Origin of the sequence: Amorphoplanes digitatis, assembly GCF_014205335.1 — a bacterium.
GTDB lineage: Bacteria > Actinomycetota > Actinomycetes > Mycobacteriales > Micromonosporaceae > Actinoplanes > Actinoplanes digitatus.
The window spans coordinates 5,056,829-5,073,301 of sequence record NZ_JACHNH010000001.1 but is presented as its reverse complement, the minus strand read 5'-3'; the positions used below and the strand labels follow the sequence as shown (position 1 = coordinate 5,073,301).

Sequence of the window (16,473 nt, the reverse complement as noted above, 5' to 3'; positions counted from 1 at the left end):
GAACGTTCACAACGCCACACGGTGCGCAGACTTAGTTTGAATTGGCGTCATTATAGGCATGGATAGATGGGTATAGATAAAAGCCGGCGCCGGCCCCACGAGGGGACCGGCGCCGGAGGGGCGGAACGGGCTACCTGAGCGGCACGTCGAGGTAGGACCCGGCCGCGATGGTGACGGAGCCGCCGGAGGCGTTCTCGTCGTAGTAGAGCGGGTCGACGGTGTCGACGACCAGCGTGAGTGAGTGCCCGGCCGGCACGTCGTACGCGGTCGCCGACAGGTCGAGGTCGATGGTGCGGTTCCCGGTGCTCGTGCCGAGCCAGGTGGCGGGCGCGTGGGTGATCAGCTTGGCGGTGCCGATCAGGTTGAGGTCGTAGAGGTACGCGACGACGGTGCCCTTGGCCGCCGTGCCGGTCAGCTCCAGGTGCAGCTTCGGCATGCCCCGGATCCGCTGCGCCGAGGAGGGCCGCTCCGACGCCCACACCCCGGCGCGGGACCGGTTCACGGTGGGCAGCCAGATGGACGGCTGCTCACCGGTCAGGGCGGCGATGCCGTTGGTGAGCAGGACGATGCCGCCGTCGGCGTTGGTGTTGAGGTCCGTCGGGATGGTCTTGCTCCAGCCCGCCTCCCGCGCGCCGCCGAGCAGGCCGGTGTCGTCCCAGTCGCGGATGTGGCCGAGCTCGTACCGGGTGTTCGTCGAGGCGAGGTCCGGCCAGTCCGCGTACCGCTCGGCGCCGGCGTTGTAGGGCTTCACCATGACCGCCGGCTCCGTGGCGACGCCGTTGTCGATACCGGCCAGGTGCTGGTCGAACCAGCGGTAGACGCTGTTCCACACGTCGTTGTCGAGGCCGAGGATGCCGGTGAGCTCGGCGATCGCGTGGTCGCCCGGGCGCAGTTCGAGGCGCTTCGGTCCGGTGTAACGCTCATAGAAGTCCACCAGTTGGTTCGGCGGGAAGATGGAGTCGCCCCAGCCGTTCGCGATCATCACCGCGGGCCGGTTGGCGTTGAGGGCGTCGAGGTAGGTCTCCGCGGAGCGGACCTGCGACCAGGCGAGGATCTGGTCGGCGTTGCGGTTGGCGGCGAAGTCGTTGAGCTTGCCGCTCAGCTCCGGGCCCGGGTTGCCGAGCAGGTCGGCGGCGATCTTGAGCAGTGCGGCCGACTGCCGGTGCCGGGTCGAGTCCGCGTACAGCGAGTAGGGCAGGTCGGTCCAGCCGCTCAGCACCGCGACCGTGCGGATCCGCGGGTCGAACGCCGCGCCGAGCAGGCTGAGCCCGCCGCCGTACGAGATGCCCGCCGTGCCGATGCGTGCCGGGTCCGTCGCCGTGTTGGCGATCGCCCAGTCGAGCACCTTGGACAGGTCGCTCATGTCCTTCGGCCCGGCCGTGTCGATCTCCCCGCCGGAGCTCCACCAGCCCCGCGGCGTGTACGAGACGACGACGTATCCCCGGCCGGCGAGGATCTTCGCCTGGGCGAGGTACTCGAGGTCGTTGAGGCCCCAGCTGGCCGGGAAGACGATGGCCGGGTACCGCCCGGCGGCGGACGGGGCGACGTAGTTGGCCTTGAGGGTCACCCCGGCGCCGGGTATGTCGACGAACCGGACGGGGGTCGTCGCGACGGCTGCCGCCGCGGCCCGTGCCACCGGGCGCGGGGCGGCGATCGCGGCCCCGGGCATCGCGAGGCCGGACAGGGCGACGGCGGTGAACGCCGCCAGCAGGGCGGCGAGCGGAGTCGGGCGGCGTGACACCATGCGCACTCCTCGGGGTGACGGTGCGCTGTTTCGGCCGGGTTACGGTTTCGCAGCGCCTTTGGTGGCGGCAGCGTAGGAACCGGTACCGAGAAATTGAAGACGGTGACATTCTCGTTACCGGCCGGTAACGTATGGGGTCCGCCCGGAGGGAGCGTGGCCTTGATGTACGGAGTCCAGACGTCGCGTCGCCGGGACGCGCAGCGCAACCGGGCCGCCATCATCACGGCGGCGAGCGAGGTGCTCAGTGGTCCCGAGCCCCCCGCGCTCATGCCCGAGGTCGCCCGGCGGGCCGGCGTCGGCCAGGCGACCCTGTACCGGCACTTCCCGGACCGGCACGCGCTGACGGTCGCCGTCATCGGCCATCACCTGCAGGGACTGGAGGTGGCCGCCGCGGCGAGCGTCGAGCGGCCGGCGCTGTTCCGGCCGCTGCTGCGCGAGCTGCTGCGCTCACTGATCACGATGCGCCCGCTGGTGCTGCTGGCGCAGCGCCTCGAACCCGGTGCCCGCAACCGGTACGTCCGGCGGGCCATCGCGGCCCTCTCGCCGCCGCTGCGCAGCGCGCAGGAGAGCGGGTACGTCCGCCACGACCTGGTGCCCGACGACCTGATCCTGCTGGTCACCATGGTGCGGGGCGCGGCCGAATCCACCGGCGACGTGGTGAGCGGCCTGGTCGCGGGCGAGCGGTCGATCGACCTGGTGCTGGACGGCGTCTTCCTCTGACCAGCCGGTGCTCCGGGCCGCCGCGGTCGTCGCGTCGCGCGCCCCGGGCGTGCGGCGAGTACCGTTGGCACGACGCCCGCGCACAACCCGGCGGGCGCGGGGCTCGAGGAGGCGACAGTGGTCGAGCCGTCGCCGGTGACCGGGGCGTGACCGCGTCCGGCACCACCTCGCCCGCGATCCGCCATGGGCCCTTCGACCATCGCGGCCTGCTCTATCGCGACCCCGGCGAGTACCTGTCCGGCACGACCGGGTTCGTCCGCTCGGCCCTCGACGCCGGCGACCCCGTGCTGGTCGCCGTGCCCGGGCCGAACCTGGACCTGCTGCGCGGCGCGCTCGCCGAGGCTGCCGTCCGGGTGACCTTCGCCGACATGGCGGTGGTCGGCCGCAACCCCGGCCGGATCATCCCCGGCGTCCTGACCGCGTTCGCGGGCGCCCATCCCGGACGCCGGGCCTGGATCGTGGGCGAACCGATCTGGCCCGGCCGTACCGAGCTCGAGTACCCGGCCTGCGCCGCGCACGAGGCGCTGCTCAACGCCGTGTTCGCCGGCCGGGACGTCGCCATCCTCTGCCCGTACGACGTCGCCGGGCTTCCCGCGACGGCCGTGCGCGACGCCTGGCGCACCCACCCGGTCATCGTCGACGGCGGCGCCCGCCGCCCGAGCGGGGCGTACGCCGATCCGCTCGTGACCGCCGCCGGCTTCAACCTGCCGCTGCCGCCGGTGCCGCCCGGCGCCGCGTCCATGGCGTACGACGGCGAGCTGCAACTCGCGGCGGTGCGCCGGTTCGTGCTCGGGCACGCCACCGGCGTGCTCGCCGCCGACCGCGCGGACGACCTGGTGCTGGCCGCCAACGAGCTGGCGGCCAACACGGTCGAGCACGCCGCCGGCGGCGGCCGGATCACCGTGTGGACCGAGCCGGGCCGGCTCGTCTGCCAGATCGACGACGACGGACACCTGCTCGATCCGCTCGCCGGACGCGTCGTGCCGCCACCGCGCACGGAGGGCGGCCGGGGCCTCATCCTGGCCAACCAGCTCTGCGACCTGGTGCGGGTGCACACGACTGAGGCGGGTACCAGCATCCGCCTGCACATGGCGCGCTGAGCGCGCCTGCCGGTCAGTCCGCCGGAAGCCGGCGTACCGCCAGCACGGCGACGTCGTCGGTGGGCTGTTCCATGCCGACGCTCGCCATGATGGTGGTGCAGACCGTCTCGGCGTCGTCCGCCCGGACCGCGGCGGTCAGGCGCTCGATGCCCGTGTCGATGACCTCTCCGCGGTGCTCGACCAGCCCGTCGGTGTAGCAGACCAGGACGGCGCCGGGCGGAAAGTCGATGACCGTGGTGGAACGGCTCGCCGACGGCCGGCCGATGCCCAGCGGGGGACCGACGGCTATCTTCGGCACGAACGCCGGGCGGCCGGGCGCGGCGAGCACCGGCGGCAGGTGCCCGGCCAGCGACAGGTGGATGGTGGAGCGGTCCGGGGAGATCATGCCGTAGAGCGCCGTGGTGAGGTTTCCGGTCTCGAAGTGATGGACCTTGCGGTCCAGCAGCGTCAGCGCGGAGGCCGGGTCGTCGCAGACCAGGGCGTATGCGCGCAGCGCGCTGCGGACGCGGCCCATCACGACGGCGGAGCCGAGGCCGTGGCCGGACACGTCGCCGATGACCACGCCCAGCCAGCCCGACGGCAGGGTGAAGACGTCGTACCAGTCGCCGCCGATGCCGAAGTCGTGCCCGGGCACGTAGCGGGCCGCCATGTCGACGCCCGGCACGCCCGGCAGCTGCGCCGGCAGCAGGCTGCGCTGGAGGGCCAGCGCGGCCGCCTGGTCGAGCTTGGTCGAGCGCATCTGCCCGGCGATGCCGGCGCGGTCGGCGACCAGCCGCAGCAGATGGATGTCGTCGGCGGTGAACACCCGGTGCGTGAGGCTGCCGATGTGCAGGACGCCGACCACCTCGTCGCCGGCGAACATGGGCACGCCCAGCAGCGACCGGATGCCCTTGTCCAGCAGCACCGGGTTGACGACGTCGTCCGGGGTGACGTCGTCGATGGCCAGCGGGCGCCGGGTCTGTGCGATCCGGCCGGCGAAGCCGCGGCCGACCGAGACCCGGAAGCCCTGCCGGACCTCCTCCTCGAGGCCCTTGGCCGCGGTCGCGACGAGCTGACGGGCGTGCACGTCCATCAGCAGGATCGCCGCGGTATCGACGTCGAGCAGCTCCCGTACGCGGTCGAGGAGCTCGTCCAGCAGGTCGGCGACGGCGAGCCGGGACAGGGCCATGTCCGTGATGGCCTCGAGCTGGCGCAGCCGCTCGTCGGCCTTGATCCCCTCCGGCTCCGGCACGCCAGCAGCCTAGTACCTGCCCCGTCGGCCGGCGGGAGAGGTCAGGAACCCTCCGAGGAGTGCCCGGGGAAGAGGTGCGCCGCCGGGTCGATGGCGACCGCGGCGTTGTTGACCGCGGTGGCCGCCTCGCCGAAGCCGGTCGCGATCAGCCGCACCTTGCCGGGGTAGTCGACGATGTCGCCGGCGGCGAACACCCGGGGGAGACCGGTGGCCATCGTGCTGTCCACCACGATGTGGCGCCGGTCGAGCCGCAGGCCCCAGCCGGCGAGCGGGCCGAGGTCGGCGGTGAAGCCGAGCGCGGCGACCACGGTGTCCGCCGGGGCCCGATGCGTCGACCCCTGGTTGTCGGCGATGTCGGCGGCGGTCACCCGGCCGTCGCCGTGCAGGGCGGTGACCTGGGCGTTGACCAGGATGCGCACGGGCAGCGCCCGGACCCGGTCGATGGTCGCCTCGTGCGCCCGGAACCGGTCGCGGCGGTGGACGAGGGTGACCGTCCTGGCCACTGGGTGCAGGGCGAGCGCCCAGTCGAAGGCCGAGTCGCCGCCGCCGACGATGATCACGTGGTGGCCGGCGAGCTCGGCGAGCCGCGGCACGAAGTAGACGACGCCGGCGCCCGTGAAGCCGTCCGCGGCCGGCAGCGGCCTCGGGGTGAATCCGCCCAGCCCGCCGGTGATGATGACGGCGCCGGCGGCGACCTCGGTGCCGTCCGCCAGCCCCAGCATCGGCGCGCCGTCGCGATGGGACAGCGTCTCCGCGCGTACGCCGAGCAGGTAACGCGGCGCGAACGGCGCGGCCTGTGCGACGAGGTTGGCGACCAGGTCGCGTCCCCTGATCGTCGGGAAGCCACCGACGTCGAGGATCTCCTTCTCCGGGTACAGCGCGCTGATCTGCCCGCCCGGCTCGGGAAGCGTGTCGATGACGGCGACGCTCAGGCCCCGGAAGCCGGCGTAATAGGCGGCGAACAGCCCGGACGGCCCGGCACCGATGATGGCGACGTCCACCTCGACCATGCCGCCATCGCCGCCTTCCGTCGGTAGGCAGATGTTACCGCCGCCGGGCGGCGGCGTCAGGCGTGCCAGCCGTCCGCGGTCCGCCGCCATTCGGTCTCCGACCGGGTCTCGAAGCGGCCGCCGCGCCAGTGCCGCACCCGCAGCCGCAGCCGCTCGCCGGACAGTTCGAGAACCGTGTACGACTGGCTCTCGCCGGCACGGACCCGCCGGGAGCAGGCCGTTCCGCTCATCACGCCGATCATGTGCCGCCCGAGGCCCGGCCGGGTCAGGGACAGGTCGGCCTGCGCCGCCACGTGGTCGTGTCCGCAGATCACGACGTCGACCCCGGCCCGGGCCGCCGCCCGCAGTGCCCGGCCCGCGCCGTGCAGCAGCGTCAGGCCCGGGCGCTGCGCCGACCGGAACACCGGATGGTGCACCATCAGCACCCGCAGCCGGGCCGCCGCGGTGAACACGCTCCCGATCCGGGCCACCTGCCCGGCGTCGACCCGGCCGTTCTTCCACAGGTACGGCCGCGCGGTGCTCAGCCCGAGCACCTGGAGGCCGTCGGCGTGCAGCATCGGCTGCGGCTGCGCGTCGACGAACCGCCGGTACCCGTCGAGCGGGCGCAGCGCCCGGGTCAGCACCCGGTCCAGCGGCAGGTCGTGGTTTCCCGGCACGCTGGTCCACGGCCGGCCGATCGACTCCAGCAGCGTCCGCGCCGCGCGGAACTGCCCCGTGCGCGCCCGCATGGTCAGGTCGCCGCTCACCAGCACCCGGTCGATGTCCTGCCCGGCCAGGTCCGCGCGCAGGCCGGCCACGACGTCGGGGTCCTCGGCGCCGAAGTGCAGATCGGTGACATGGACCAGCCGCATGGATCGAGCCTAATACCATCCGGTACTGGCTATCCGATCTTTCCGGCCGGGTGCCGCCGATGCCGTAGCCTGTCCTCTGTCGCAGGGGGCGGCGACCCGGAGGGACGGCGTGATGCGGGTATTGATGGTCGCGCCGCCGGGCGCGGGCAAGGGTACTCAGGGCGCGGTGATCGCCGCGCACTTCGATGTCGCGCACATCGCCACCGGCGACCTGCTCCGCGACCACGTGGCCCGGCGCACCGAGCTCGGCCTCGCGGTGCGGCAGCACCTCGACAAGGGCGACCTGGTGCCCGACGAGATCGTCCTGGACATGGTCCGCGACGCGATGGTCACCGCCAAGCAGAGCGGCGGCGGGTACGTCCTGGACGGCATGCCCCGCAACCTCGCGCAGGCCCGTTCGCTGTACCGGACGGCGCAGACCCTCGGCATGACGGCGAGCGTCGCGCTGCACCTCAAGGCCGACGACGACGAGCTCATGCGCCGGCTGCTCGCCCGCGCCGCCCTGGAGCACCGCACCGACGACACCGAGCCGGTGATCCGCCGGCGGCTCGCGCTGTACAAGGAGGCGACCCATCCGATCGTCGCCTGGTACGCCGAACGCGGCATCCTGGTCTCCGTCGACGCCATGCAGCCCGTCGAGCTCGTCGCCCGGCAGATCCTCACCGCGCTGGAGGCGATGCGCCCGCTGATCGAGCACGTGCCGGAGCACGCCCGCCGCCCGATCGACCTCACCGGCCTCGGCGCCGCGTTCGGCGTGGACGCCTGATCCGTCCGCGTCAGTCGGCGCCCAGCGACGCGTGGAAGCGCGCCGCCGTCGGTGCCGCCGCGAACGTGGTGAGCGCGTCGATCACGCTCGTCAGGTGCGCGCGCATGACCCGCTCGGCCGCCTCGGGGTCCCGCGCGCAGACCGCCTCGACGATGGCGAGGTGCTCCGGAAGCGACACACCCGGGCGCCCGGGCACCAGCGAGAGCCGGAACTGGTGGCGCACCATCTGCCCGTTGAGCTGGTCGATGATCTTCGTGGCGGAGGCGTGCCGCGCGATGGCGCGGACCCGGGCGTGCAGCTGGCCGTTGAGCTCGGAGTAGCGCAGCATGTCCGCGCCCTCCACCGCCGCGGTCATCTGATCGCCCAGCGCCCGCAGCTCGGCGATCTCGTCGTCGGTGACCCGCTCCGCCGCGCGGGCCGCCACCAGCCCCTCGACGGCCCGCCGGATCTCGGTGATCTCGATCGCCTCGTCGAGGGTGATCTCGCGTACCCGGGCGCCGCGGTTGGGCTGGAGCTCGACCAGGCCCTCGTTCGCCAACCGGGTGAGGGCGTTGCGCAGCACGAACCTGCTGGTGGCGTACCGCTCGACCAGCTCGGTCTCGATGAGCCGCTGGCGCGGCGCGTACTCGCCGCGCAGGATGGCCGCCCGGAGCTCGTTCAGCACGTCCATCGCGTCGGTACTCCTCGGTGTCGCCGTGGTTCGGTCGGTCATCGCAGGTTACGCGGCGTCCGGCCGGTGACCCTGCTTCGCCAGTTGTATCAGCCCGTACACGTGGCTGCGCAGTTCGGCGAACCGCGGCGCTGAGCGGGTCGCGAGCTGATCGCGGTCGTCGGGCAGGTCGATGCGGACGTCCTCCAGGACCACCGTCGGCCGGTTGGACAGGACCAGGACCCGCTCGCCGAGGTAGACCGCCTCGTCGATGTCGTGGGTGACGAACAGGACGGTGACGCCGAGCCGGCGCCAGAGCCGGCGCACCAGGTCCTCGAGGTCGGCCCGGGTCTGCGCATCGACGGCGGCGAACGGCTCGTCCATCAGCAGGACGCTCGGCTCGTAGGCCACCGCGCGGGCGATGGCGACCCGCTGCTGCATCCCGCCGGAGAGCTGCCAGGGATGGGCGTCGGCGCTGTCGCGCAGGCCGACCGACTCCAGCGCGGCGTCGACCTTGGCGGCGCGGTCAGCGCGGGACAGCCCCTTCTGCTTCAGGGGCAGCTCGACGTTGCGGCGGACGGTGAGCCAGGGGAACAGGCTGCGCCCGTACTCCTGGAAGACCACCGCCATGCCGGCCGGCGGGCCGGTCACCGGGGTGCCGTCGAGGTGGATCCGGCCGCCGGTGGTCTCGAGCAGCCCCGCCACGCAGCGCAGCAGGGTGGTCTTGCCGGCGCCCGACGGGCCGACGATGCAGACCAGCTCGCCCTTGTCGAGCCGGAACGTCAGGTCGCGCACGGCTTCGACCTCGGCGCCGTGGCCCGTGTAGGTCTTGGCGAGCCCGGCCACCTCAAGCGCGGCGGTTGCGGTCACGTTGTCACACTCCTCGTTCTGCCTGGCGCAGCCCGCGGTACCAGGCCAGGTGTCGGTGTTCGACCAGGCGGAACAGCCCGGACAGGGTCACGCCCAGCAGTCCGAGCAGGACGATGCCGGTCCACATCTGCGGGATGGCGAAGCCGCGCTGGAACTGCACGATCGCCGCGCCGAGACCGCGGTTCGCCCCGAAGAGCTCGCTGATGACCATGAGGATCACGCCGATGGACAGCGCCTGGCGGGCGCCGGTGGCGATCAGCGGGCTGGATCCGCGCAGCACCACGTGCCACAGGGTCGCCGCGCGGCCGAACCGGTAGGAACGGGCCGTGTCGCGCAGCACCTCGTCGAGGGAGCGCACCCCCTCGACGGTGTTGAGCAGGATCGGCCACACGCAGCCGAGTGCGATCGCGATCACCTTGGCGGTCCAGCCGGTGTAGCCGGCGAACAGGGCGATGACCGGGATGAGGACCGGCGGGGGAACGGCACGCAGGAACTCCAGCGCCGGCTCGGTCAGGGCACGCAGCGTGCGGGACGAGCCGATCGCCGTTCCCGCGGCGACCCCGGCGACCAGGGCCGTCAGGTAGCCGGCGGCGAGCCGGGCGAGGCTGGGCAGCACGTCGTGCAGGATCGGATCGGCGGTCCAGGTCCGAGGGAACGCCTCCACGATGGACGACAGCGGCGGCCAGAAGAAGCTTGTGCTGTTCGCCGACAGGAACCACCACAGCACGATCAGCACGGCCGGCAGGCCGAGGGCGACGAGCGCCCGGCGCGGCAGCTCGGAGATGTTCACAGGTCCCTCCGTACCGAGGTGTGCCAGCGCAGGGCGCGCCGCTCGACGGCCCGGGCGGACGCGTTGACGGCGACGCCGACGAGCCCGACGACGATCACCAGCGCGTAGGTCTGCGCCACGGCGCCCGAGCTCTGCGCGACGCCGATCGCCCGGCCGAGCCCCGGGACTCCGATGATCAGCTCGGCGGTGATCTCCAGGATCAGGGCCACGGCGGCGGCCAGCCGGAAGCCCGTCACGACGTACGGCATCGCGGTGGGCCATACGACCGTGCGCACCACCGCCCAGCGGGAGAAGCGGTACGACCGGGCGGTGTCGCGGATGACCGGGTCGACGTCCGCGACGCCGTAGAGGACCTGGACCAGCACCTGCCAGAACGCCGCGTAGACGACCAGGACCAGCGCCGACTGCGGCCTGCTGCCGTAGATCAGGACCACCAGCGGGATGAGGGCGACCGACGGTATGGGGCGCAGGAACTCGATGGTGGAGGCGGTGACGGCGCGCAGCGCCGGCACGCTGCCGATCACCACGCCCGCCGCGATTCCGGCGATCATGGCGACCGCCAGCCCGAGCGCCCATCCGCGCAGCGTCTGTCCGAGCGCGGTCCAGAACTCCGCGACGGTGAGCTGCTCGGCCAGCGCCCGGGCCATCGTGCTGAACGGCGGCAGGAACCGGTCGTCCACGATGCCCAGCCGCGGCAGGGCCTCCACGACGGCGACGACCAGCGCGAGGCCGAGCACCCCGAGCGCCGGCTGCCGCCACCGCGGCGCCGGACCGGTGAGTGCCGTTGCCGTGGCCGTGGTCATCAGGGCAGCAGGGTTTCGAGGTCCGGCTGCTCGGTGATCAAACCGTCCTGCTTGGCCAGGTCGGCCAGCAGCTGCACCGAGTCCCGGTCGATGGCGGCCGGCCACCTCGGCAGGATCAGCTCCTGCTGCACCTTCCGATCGATCTTCGTGTACGTGTTCAGCGCGGCACGCGCCTCGTCGGGGTGGGATGTCGCGTACTCCATCGACCTGGCCATCGCCGCGGTGAAGCCGGCGACCGCCTCGGGGTCCTTCTTGGCGTAGTCCTGCGAGGTGAAGTACATCGCCACGGTGAGGTCGGGGTCGGTGCCCGCGTAGTTGGAGACCACCTGGCGGTCGCCCTGTCCGGTCGCGATGGTCAGGAAGGGCTCGACCAGCTGGCCGGCGTCCACGTCGCCCTTGGCGATGGCCGGGACGATGTCGGGGAACGCCAGCTCGACGTACTTGATGGTGGACGGGTCGGCGCCGGCGTCCCGGACGACCTTGTTGATCGTCGTGGTGTTGATGTTCTTGAGGGTGTTGACGGCCACCCGCTTGCCGGCGAGGTCCGCCGCGGTCTTGATCGGGCTGCCGTCCTTGACGACGACCGCGCCGAAGTCCTTGCCCGGCGCGCCGGTGGAGGCGACGCCGGAGGAGACCACCTTCAGCGGCAGGCCCTTGGACTCGGCCAGCAGCAGCGACGTGGTGTTGCTGAAGCCGAACTGGTACTGGCCGCTGACGACGCCGGGCACGATGGCCGCGCCGCCCTGCGCCGTCTCGAGGGTGACGTCCAGGCCCTCCGCGGTGAAGAAGCCCTGCTTGAGGCCGAGGTAGATGGGTGCGACGTCGACGATCGGGATGACACCGATCTTCACCTTGGTGTTGCCCGACGCCGATGTCGATCCGTTGTCGTCCGTGCCGCAGGCGCCGGCGAGCAGGACCGCGGTGACGGCTAGGGCGAGGGCTTGTATGCGGCGGGATTGGGTTCGTGACACGCGGTCCTCCAGTGCTCGAGAGGGCGAGGCCGCGAACGTTACAGATATTGTCAACAATTGTGAAGGCAATCATGGTAACGTTCGGCGCGCCGCTGAGGAGGATCGATGACTCACTACGTCGTACGGGCCGTGGACCGGGCCGACCCGGAGACCATCGCCGCCCTGCGCGGCGCGGGGGTCGCCACCGGCCACGAGGCGGCGGGCCGGATCGGCCTGCTGGGTCCCGCGATCCGGGCGCGCCAGTCCGGTGTGGTGATCGCCGGCCCGGCGATCACCGTCTCCTGCCCGCCGGGGGACAACCTCATGATCCACGCGGCCGTCGAGGTGTGCCGCCCGGGCGACGTCCTGGTCGTGACCACGACCTCGCCGTCGACCGACGGGATGTTCGGCGACCTGCTCGCGACCTCGCTCATGGCGCACGGCGTCGTCGGTCTCGTGATCGACGCCGGGGTGCGTGACCTCGCCGCCCTGCGCGAGATGGGATTCCCGGTCTGGTCACGGGCCGTGCACGCCCAGGGCACGATGAAGGCCGGTCCCGGCTCGGTGAACATCCCCGTGGTCGCGGCCGGGCAGATCGTCCGGCCCGGCGACATCGTCGTCGGCGACGACGACGGGGTCCTCGCCCTGCCGGCGGCCCGGGGCCCGGAGGTCGCCGCCGCCGCGGCGCGGCGCCTGGCGAGCGAGGACGCCAAGCGCGAGCGGCTGGCCGCCGGCACCCTCGGCCTCGACATGTACGACCTGCGCCCCCTGCTCGCCGCGCTCGGCGTGGAGTACGTGGACCGCCTGCCGGAGGCGATGGCATGAGCCACGACGTCGACGGGGTCCGCTGCATGCAGATGCGCGGCGGCAGCTCCAAGGGCGCCTACTTCCTCGCCGACGACCTGCCCGCCGATCCGGGCGAGCGCGACGACCTGCTGCTGCGCATCATGGGCTCACCGGACGAGCGGCAGGTCGACGGCATCGGCGGCGGGCACCCGCTGACCAGCAAGGTGGCGGTGGTCCGGCCGTCGCGCGACGCCGGCGCCGACGTCGACTACCTCTTCCTCCAGGTGGTGCCCGGCCGGCCGATCGTCACCGACGCGCAGACCTGCGGGAACCTGCTCGCCGGGGTCGGGCCTTTCGCGATCGAGCGGGGGCTGGTCGCGGCAAGCGGCGAGACCACCGGCGTCCGCATCCGGATCATGAATCCAACGGTCGGCTTCGCCGATGCGCGCGTGCGGACGCCCGGCGGCCGCGTGCGGTACGACGGCGACACCCTCATGGCCGGCACCCCGTTCCCCGCCGCGGGCATCCGCCTGGAGTTCCCCGGCGGCGACGCGCCGCTCTTTCCCACCGGGCGGCTCGTCGATCAGTTCGCCGGCGTCGAGGTAACCTGCGTGAACGCCGGCATGCCGGTGGTGCTGGTGCGCGCCGCCGACCTGGGTGTCGAGGGCGACGAATCGCCGGACGCGCTCGAGGGCGACAGCGGCCTGCGGTCCACGATCGAGGCCATCCGGCTCGCCGCGGGCCCCGCGATGGGCCACGGCGATGTCCGGGACACCACCGTTCCGAAGATCACCATCGTGTCCCCGCCGCGGCGGGGCGGCACGGTGACCACCCGGACCTTCATCCCGCACCGGGTGCACGCCGCGATCGGCGTGCTCGGCGGCGTCTCCGTCGCGGCCGGGGTGCTCGCGCCCGGCACCGTCGCCGGCGGGTCGCCGGCGGAGGGCGGCCTGGTCCGCATCGAGCACCCGACCGGCGTCTTCGACGTGCACCTGGACCTGGACGGCGGCGGCGCCGAGACCCGGCTCCGCCGCAGCACCGTCGTGCGCACAGCCCGCAAGTTGTCCGACGGCCTCGTCTGGCCGCGCAGTGGAAAGGCAATCGGATGAGCCTCACGCATGATCCGGACCGGCGCCGGGACATCGCACACGTCGGGCCGATCGAGCTGTACACACCCGTGCTGGAGGAGTCCCGGGACTTCTTCGTCGAGGTGATGGCGCTGCGCGAGGTGCACCGCGACGACGACTCGGTCTACCTGCACACCTGGGACGACTACCAGTCCTGGACGATCCGCCTGGTGCGGCGCGGCGCCGCCGGCATCGGGCGCACCTACCTGCGGGCCGCGGGCCCGGAGGCCCGCGACCGGCTCGCCGCGCAGATCGAGGCGACCGGTCTCGGCCGCGGCGTCGCCACCGACGTGCACCACCTCGGCGAGGTCTACCTCTTCGCCGATCCCGACGGCCACGAGTTCGGCCTCTACTGGGACGTCGAGTGGTACCGGCCGGACGCCACCGACACGCCGGCGCTGAAGAACCAGGCGGCGGCCTATCCCGGCCGGGGCGCGAATCTGCGGCGGCTCGACCACGTCAACTACCTGACCGCCGACGTCCCGGCCACCTCGGCGTTCCTGCGCGACGTGCTGGGCGCGCGGTGCACCGAGCAGATCGTCAAGGACGACGGCGGCCCGCAGGCCGTCTGGTACTCGCTCGGCAACAAGACCTACGACCTGGTCTACACCGAGGACTGGACCGGCACCCGCGGGCGCCTGCACCACATCGCCTTCGCCACCGACACCCGCGAGGAGATCCTCCGCACCGCGGACGTCTGCCTGGACGCCGGCGTCCACATCGAGACCGGCCCGCACAAACACGCCATTCAACAGACCTTCTTCCTGTACGTGTGGGAGCCCGGCGGCAACCGCATCGAGATCTGCAACGCCGGTGCCCGGCTGATCCTGGCGCCCGACTGGAAGACGATCAGCTGGACCCGCGAGGAGCGGGCGAAGGGCCAGGCGTGGGGCCTGAAGACCATCGACACGTTCCACACGCACGGCACCCCCGTCGTGCCGCCGGCGCCATGACGGTGCGCATCGCCCTGCTGGGGCTCGGTGAGGCCGGCCGGGAGATCGGCCGGGACCTCGCCGCCGCCGGCGCGGACGTGCGCGGCTTCGACCCCCGGGCCGACCCGCCGGCCGGGGTGGAGCGCCGGTCGGACGACGCCGACGCGGTCCGCGACGCGGACCTGGTGCTGAGCGTCAACAGCTCGCACGACGCCCTGCCCGCGCTGGAGAGCTCGCTGCCCGCGCTCGCCCGCGGCGCGATCTGGGCCGACCTCAACACCGCGGCGCCGGCGCTGAAGGCCGAGCTGGCGCGGCGGCTCGCCGGCCGCGACGTCGCGGTCGCGGACGTCGCGCTCATGGCGCCGGTGCCCGGCCGGGGCCTGCGCACGCCCATGCTCGTCTCCGGCGACGCCGCCGTCCGGTACGCCGGGATCCTCGCCGGCTACGGCGCCGACGTGACCGTCCAGCCGGGCCCGGCCGGCGCGGCGATCTCCCGGAAGCTGCTGCGCAGCGTGTTCTACAAGGGCGTCGCCGCCGCGGTGGTCGAGGCACTCGCCGCGGCCGAGGCGGCCGGATGCGCGCAGTGGCTGCGCGACGACATCGGCGCCGAGCTGGCCGGCTTCGACGAGCACACCATCGACCGGCTCGTCGACGGCACCCGCCGGCACGCCCGGCGCCGCGCCGACGAGATGACCGCGGCGAGCGAGCAGCTTGTCGCGCTCGGCGTGCCGCCGCGGATCGCCTCCGCCGCCCGTGACCTGCTCATCGAGCTGCGAGACCGGGAGAACCCACAGCCATGATCATCGACTGCCACGGTCACTACACGACCGCGCCGGCCGCGCACGCGTCCTGGCGGGAGGCGCAGCAGGCGGCGTTCCTGGCGGGTGAGCGGCCGCCGCCGTACCCGAGGATCTCCGACGACGAGCTCCGCGCCTCGGTCGAGGACAGCCAGCTGCGGCTCATGAACGAACGCGGCATCGACCTCACCCTCTTCTCGCCGCGCGCCTCCGCGATGGGTCACCACTTCGGCGACGAGGCGGTCAGCGGCGCCTGGGCGCGGGCCTGCAACGACCTCGTCGCCCGGGTGGCGGGGCTCTACCCGGGCCGGTTCGTCGGCGTCTGCCAGCTGCCGCAGTCGCCCGGCGTGCCCGTCTCCCGCTCGGTGGCCGAGCTGCGCCGCTGCGTACAGGAGCTGGGCTTCGTCGGCTGCAACCTCAACCCCGATCCCAGCGGCGGCCACTGGACGTCGCCGCCGCTGACCGACCCCGCCTGGTACCCGCTGTACGAGGCGATGGTGGAGCTGGACGTGCCCGCCATGGTGCACGTGTCCGCCGTGACCAACCCCAATTTCCACGCCACCGGTTCGCACTACCTCAACGCCGACACCACGGCGTTCATGCAGCTGCTCGAGTCCGACCTCTTCGAGACCTTCCCCGGCCTGCGGCTGATCATCCCGCACGGCGGGGGAGCGGTGCCGTACCACTGGGGACGCTTCCGCGGACTCGCCGACATGCTCGGCCGGCGGCCGCCCGCCGAGTCGGTGATGGGCAACGTCCTCTTCGACACCTGCGTCTACCACCAGCCCGGCATCGACCTGCTCTTCGACGTCATCGAGGCCGGCAACCTGCTCTTCGGCTCCGAGATGGTCGGCGCCGTACGCGGGATCGATCCGCGCACCGGCCACCACTACGACGACACCCGTCGCTACATCGACGCGCTGGGGCTCCCCGCCGCCGAGCGCGAGAAGGTCTACGAACGCAACGCCCGGCGGGTCTATCCGCGGCTGGACGCCGCGCTGCGATCGATTGACGAGGTGGACACATGCGACACTTCCCGGCCCTGACCGCGATCGGCGCCGTTCTGGCACTGACACTCGCCGCCGCCCCGCCCACGGCGGCCGCCGCCGCCCTTCCCGCGGCCGCCGCTCTTCCCGCGGCTGGCGCTCTTCCCGCGGCTGGCGCTCTTCCCGCGGCTGGCGCTCTTCCCGCGGCTGGCGCTCTTCCCGCGGCTGGCGCTCTTCCCGCGGCTGGCGCTCTTCCCGCGGCTGGCGCTCTTCCCGCGGCTGGCGCTCTTCCCGCGGCTGGCGCTCTTCCCGCGGCTGGCGCTCTTCCCGCGGCTGGCGCTCTTCCCGCGGCCGGCGCGCT

The 16,473-nt window shown here is 73.0% G+C and carries 17 protein-coding genes; 8 read left to right on the top strand and 9 right to left on the bottom strand.

The features are described 5' to 3' along the window. Positions 1-130: 130 nt before the first annotated feature. Entirely contained in the window at positions 131-1,744 is a 1,614-nt protein-coding gene (locus BJ971_RS22170) for a CocE/NonD family hydrolase (protein WP_184995151.1), read from the bottom strand. Between the two features lie 162 nt (positions 1,745-1,906). On the opposite strand from BJ971_RS22170, the gene BJ971_RS22165 reads away from it, so the two are divergent. Both BJ971_RS22165 and BJ971_RS22160 read left to right on the top strand, forming a co-directional pair. After that, positions 1,907-2,464 (top strand): TetR/AcrR family transcriptional regulator, encoded by a 558-nt coding sequence (locus BJ971_RS22165; RefSeq protein WP_239087426.1) that lies wholly within the window; start codon positions 1,907-1,909, stop codon positions 2,462-2,464. Between the two features lie 146 nt (positions 2,465-2,610). Then, positions 2,611-3,564: a sensor histidine kinase gene (locus BJ971_RS22160; RefSeq protein WP_239087413.1), complete on the top strand. Its 954-nt coding sequence runs from the start codon at positions 2,611-2,613 to the stop codon at positions 3,562-3,564. Positions 3,565-3,577: 13 nt separating this feature from the next. Here the strand turns inward: BJ971_RS22160 and BJ971_RS22155 are convergent, their stop codons facing one another. From BJ971_RS22155 to BJ971_RS22145, 3 genes are read right to left on the bottom strand one after another with little or no spacing between them, the layout of a single operon-like run. After that, positions 3,578-4,795, bottom strand: coding sequence for a PP2C family protein-serine/threonine phosphatase (locus tag BJ971_RS22155; protein WP_239087412.1), 1,218 nt, complete (start codon positions 4,793-4,795; stop codon positions 3,578-3,580). Positions 4,796-4,836: 41 nt separating this feature from the next. Then, complete coding sequence (locus BJ971_RS22150) at positions 4,837-5,805, bottom strand: NAD(P)/FAD-dependent oxidoreductase (protein WP_184995149.1); 969 nt, start codon at positions 5,803-5,805, stop codon at positions 4,837-4,839. A gap of 56 nt (positions 5,806-5,861) precedes the next feature. After that, positions 5,862-6,656 (bottom strand): metallophosphoesterase family protein, encoded by a 795-nt coding sequence (locus BJ971_RS22145; RefSeq protein ID WP_184995148.1) that lies wholly within the window; start codon positions 6,654-6,656, stop codon positions 5,862-5,864. A gap of 112 nt (positions 6,657-6,768) precedes the next feature. Between BJ971_RS22145 and BJ971_RS22140 the strand changes: the two genes are divergently transcribed. After that, positions 6,769-7,422 carry an adenylate kinase gene (locus BJ971_RS22140; protein ID WP_184995147.1) on the top strand — a complete coding sequence of 218 codons (654 nt, stop codon included), beginning with the start codon at positions 6,769-6,771 and terminating at the stop codon, positions 7,420-7,422. A 10-nt stretch (positions 7,423-7,432) separates the two neighbouring features. Here BJ971_RS22140 and BJ971_RS22135 read toward each other — a convergent pair whose 3' ends face one another. From BJ971_RS22135 to BJ971_RS22115, 5 genes are read right to left on the bottom strand one after another with little or no spacing between them, the layout of a single operon-like run. After that, positions 7,433-8,134 (bottom strand): GntR family transcriptional regulator, encoded by a 702-nt coding sequence (locus BJ971_RS22135; protein ID WP_239087411.1) that lies wholly within the window; start codon positions 8,132-8,134, stop codon positions 7,433-7,435. A gap of 6 nt (positions 8,135-8,140) precedes the next feature. After that, positions 8,141-8,941, bottom strand: a complete 801-nt coding sequence (locus tag BJ971_RS22130) for an ABC transporter ATP-binding protein (protein ID WP_184995146.1) — start codon at positions 8,939-8,941, stop codon at positions 8,141-8,143. Between the two features lie 4 nt (positions 8,942-8,945). Further along, positions 8,946-9,731, bottom strand: a complete 786-nt coding sequence (locus BJ971_RS22125) for an ABC transporter permease (protein WP_184995145.1) — start codon at positions 9,729-9,731, stop codon at positions 8,946-8,948. Then, positions 9,728-10,534 carry an ABC transporter permease gene (locus tag BJ971_RS22120; RefSeq protein ID WP_184995144.1) on the bottom strand — a complete coding sequence of 269 codons (807 nt, stop codon included), beginning with the start codon at positions 10,532-10,534 and terminating at the stop codon, positions 9,728-9,730. Before BJ971_RS22120 ends, BJ971_RS22125 begins: the two co-directional genes overlap by 4 nt. Beyond that, the gene (locus tag BJ971_RS22115) at positions 10,534-11,505 is read right to left on the bottom strand and encodes an ABC transporter substrate-binding protein (RefSeq protein ID WP_184995143.1); all 972 of its coding nucleotides are present in this window, start codon (positions 11,503-11,505) and stop codon (positions 10,534-10,536) included. The genes BJ971_RS22120 and BJ971_RS22115 overlap by 1 nt, the downstream gene beginning before the upstream one ends. Before the next feature lie 105 nt (positions 11,506-11,610). On the opposite strand from BJ971_RS22115, the gene BJ971_RS22110 reads away from it, so the two are divergent. Genes BJ971_RS22110 through BJ971_RS22090 form a run of 5 tightly spaced genes read left to right on the top strand, consistent with a single transcriptional unit; the run spans position 11,611 to position 16,172 of the window. Then, entirely contained in the window at positions 11,611-12,309 is a 699-nt protein-coding gene (locus BJ971_RS22110; protein ID WP_184995142.1) for a 4-carboxy-4-hydroxy-2-oxoadipate aldolase/oxaloacetate decarboxylase, read from the top strand. Beyond that, on the top strand, positions 12,306-13,379 hold the full coding sequence (locus BJ971_RS22105) for a PrpF domain-containing protein (protein WP_184995141.1): 1,074 nt from the start codon (positions 12,306-12,308) through the stop codon (positions 13,377-13,379). Before BJ971_RS22110 ends, BJ971_RS22105 begins: the two co-directional genes overlap by 4 nt. Beyond that, entirely contained in the window at positions 13,376-14,350 is a 975-nt protein-coding gene (locus BJ971_RS22100) for a VOC family protein (protein ID WP_184995140.1), read from the top strand. The genes BJ971_RS22105 and BJ971_RS22100 overlap by 4 nt, the downstream gene beginning before the upstream one ends. Further along, complete coding sequence (locus BJ971_RS22095; RefSeq protein ID WP_184995139.1) at positions 14,347-15,129, top strand: NAD(P)-dependent oxidoreductase; 783 nt, start codon at positions 14,347-14,349, stop codon at positions 15,127-15,129. Before BJ971_RS22100 ends, BJ971_RS22095 begins: the two co-directional genes overlap by 4 nt. Continuing rightward, positions 15,126-16,172: an amidohydrolase family protein gene (locus tag BJ971_RS22090; protein ID WP_184995138.1), complete on the top strand. Its 1,047-nt coding sequence runs from the start codon at positions 15,126-15,128 to the stop codon at positions 16,170-16,172. The genes BJ971_RS22095 and BJ971_RS22090 overlap by 4 nt, the downstream gene beginning before the upstream one ends. Positions 16,173-16,473: the final 301 nt, after the last annotated feature.

Excerpts from the sequence above, each read along its gene's own strand:
- BJ971_RS22170 (WP_184995151.1), bottom strand. The coding sequence starts at position 1,744 with ATGGTGTCACGCCGCCCGACTCCGCTCGCCGCCCTGCTGGCGGCGTTC.
- BJ971_RS22165 (WP_239087426.1), top strand. The coding sequence starts at position 1,907 with ATGTACGGAGTCCAGACGTCGCGTCGCCGGGACGCGCAGCGCAACCGG.
- BJ971_RS22150 (WP_184995149.1), bottom strand. The coding sequence starts at position 5,805 with ATGGTCGAGGTGGACGTCGCCATCATCGGTGCCGGGCCGTCCGGGCTG.
- BJ971_RS22145 (WP_184995148.1), bottom strand. The coding sequence starts at position 6,656 with ATGCGGCTGGTCCATGTCACCGATCTGCACTTCGGCGCCGAGGACCCC.
- BJ971_RS22140 (WP_184995147.1), top strand. The coding sequence starts at position 6,769 with ATGCGGGTATTGATGGTCGCGCCGCCGGGCGCGGGCAAGGGTACTCAG.
- BJ971_RS22135 (WP_239087411.1), bottom strand. The coding sequence starts at position 8,134 with ATGACCGACCGAACCACGGCGACACCGAGGAGTACCGACGCGATGGAC.
- BJ971_RS22120 (WP_184995144.1), bottom strand. The coding sequence starts at position 10,534 with ATGACCACGGCCACGGCAACGGCACTCACCGGTCCGGCGCCGCGGTGG.
- BJ971_RS22110 (WP_184995142.1), top strand. The coding sequence starts at position 11,611 with ATGACTCACTACGTCGTACGGGCCGTGGACCGGGCCGACCCGGAGACC.
- BJ971_RS22105 (WP_184995141.1), top strand. The coding sequence starts at position 12,306 with ATGAGCCACGACGTCGACGGGGTCCGCTGCATGCAGATGCGCGGCGGC.
- BJ971_RS22100 (WP_184995140.1), top strand. The coding sequence starts at position 13,376 with ATGAGCCTCACGCATGATCCGGACCGGCGCCGGGACATCGCACACGTC.
- BJ971_RS22095 (WP_184995139.1), top strand. The coding sequence starts at position 14,347 with ATGACGGTGCGCATCGCCCTGCTGGGGCTCGGTGAGGCCGGCCGGGAG.
- BJ971_RS22090 (WP_184995138.1), top strand. The coding sequence starts at position 15,126 with ATGATCATCGACTGCCACGGTCACTACACGACCGCGCCGGCCGCGCAC.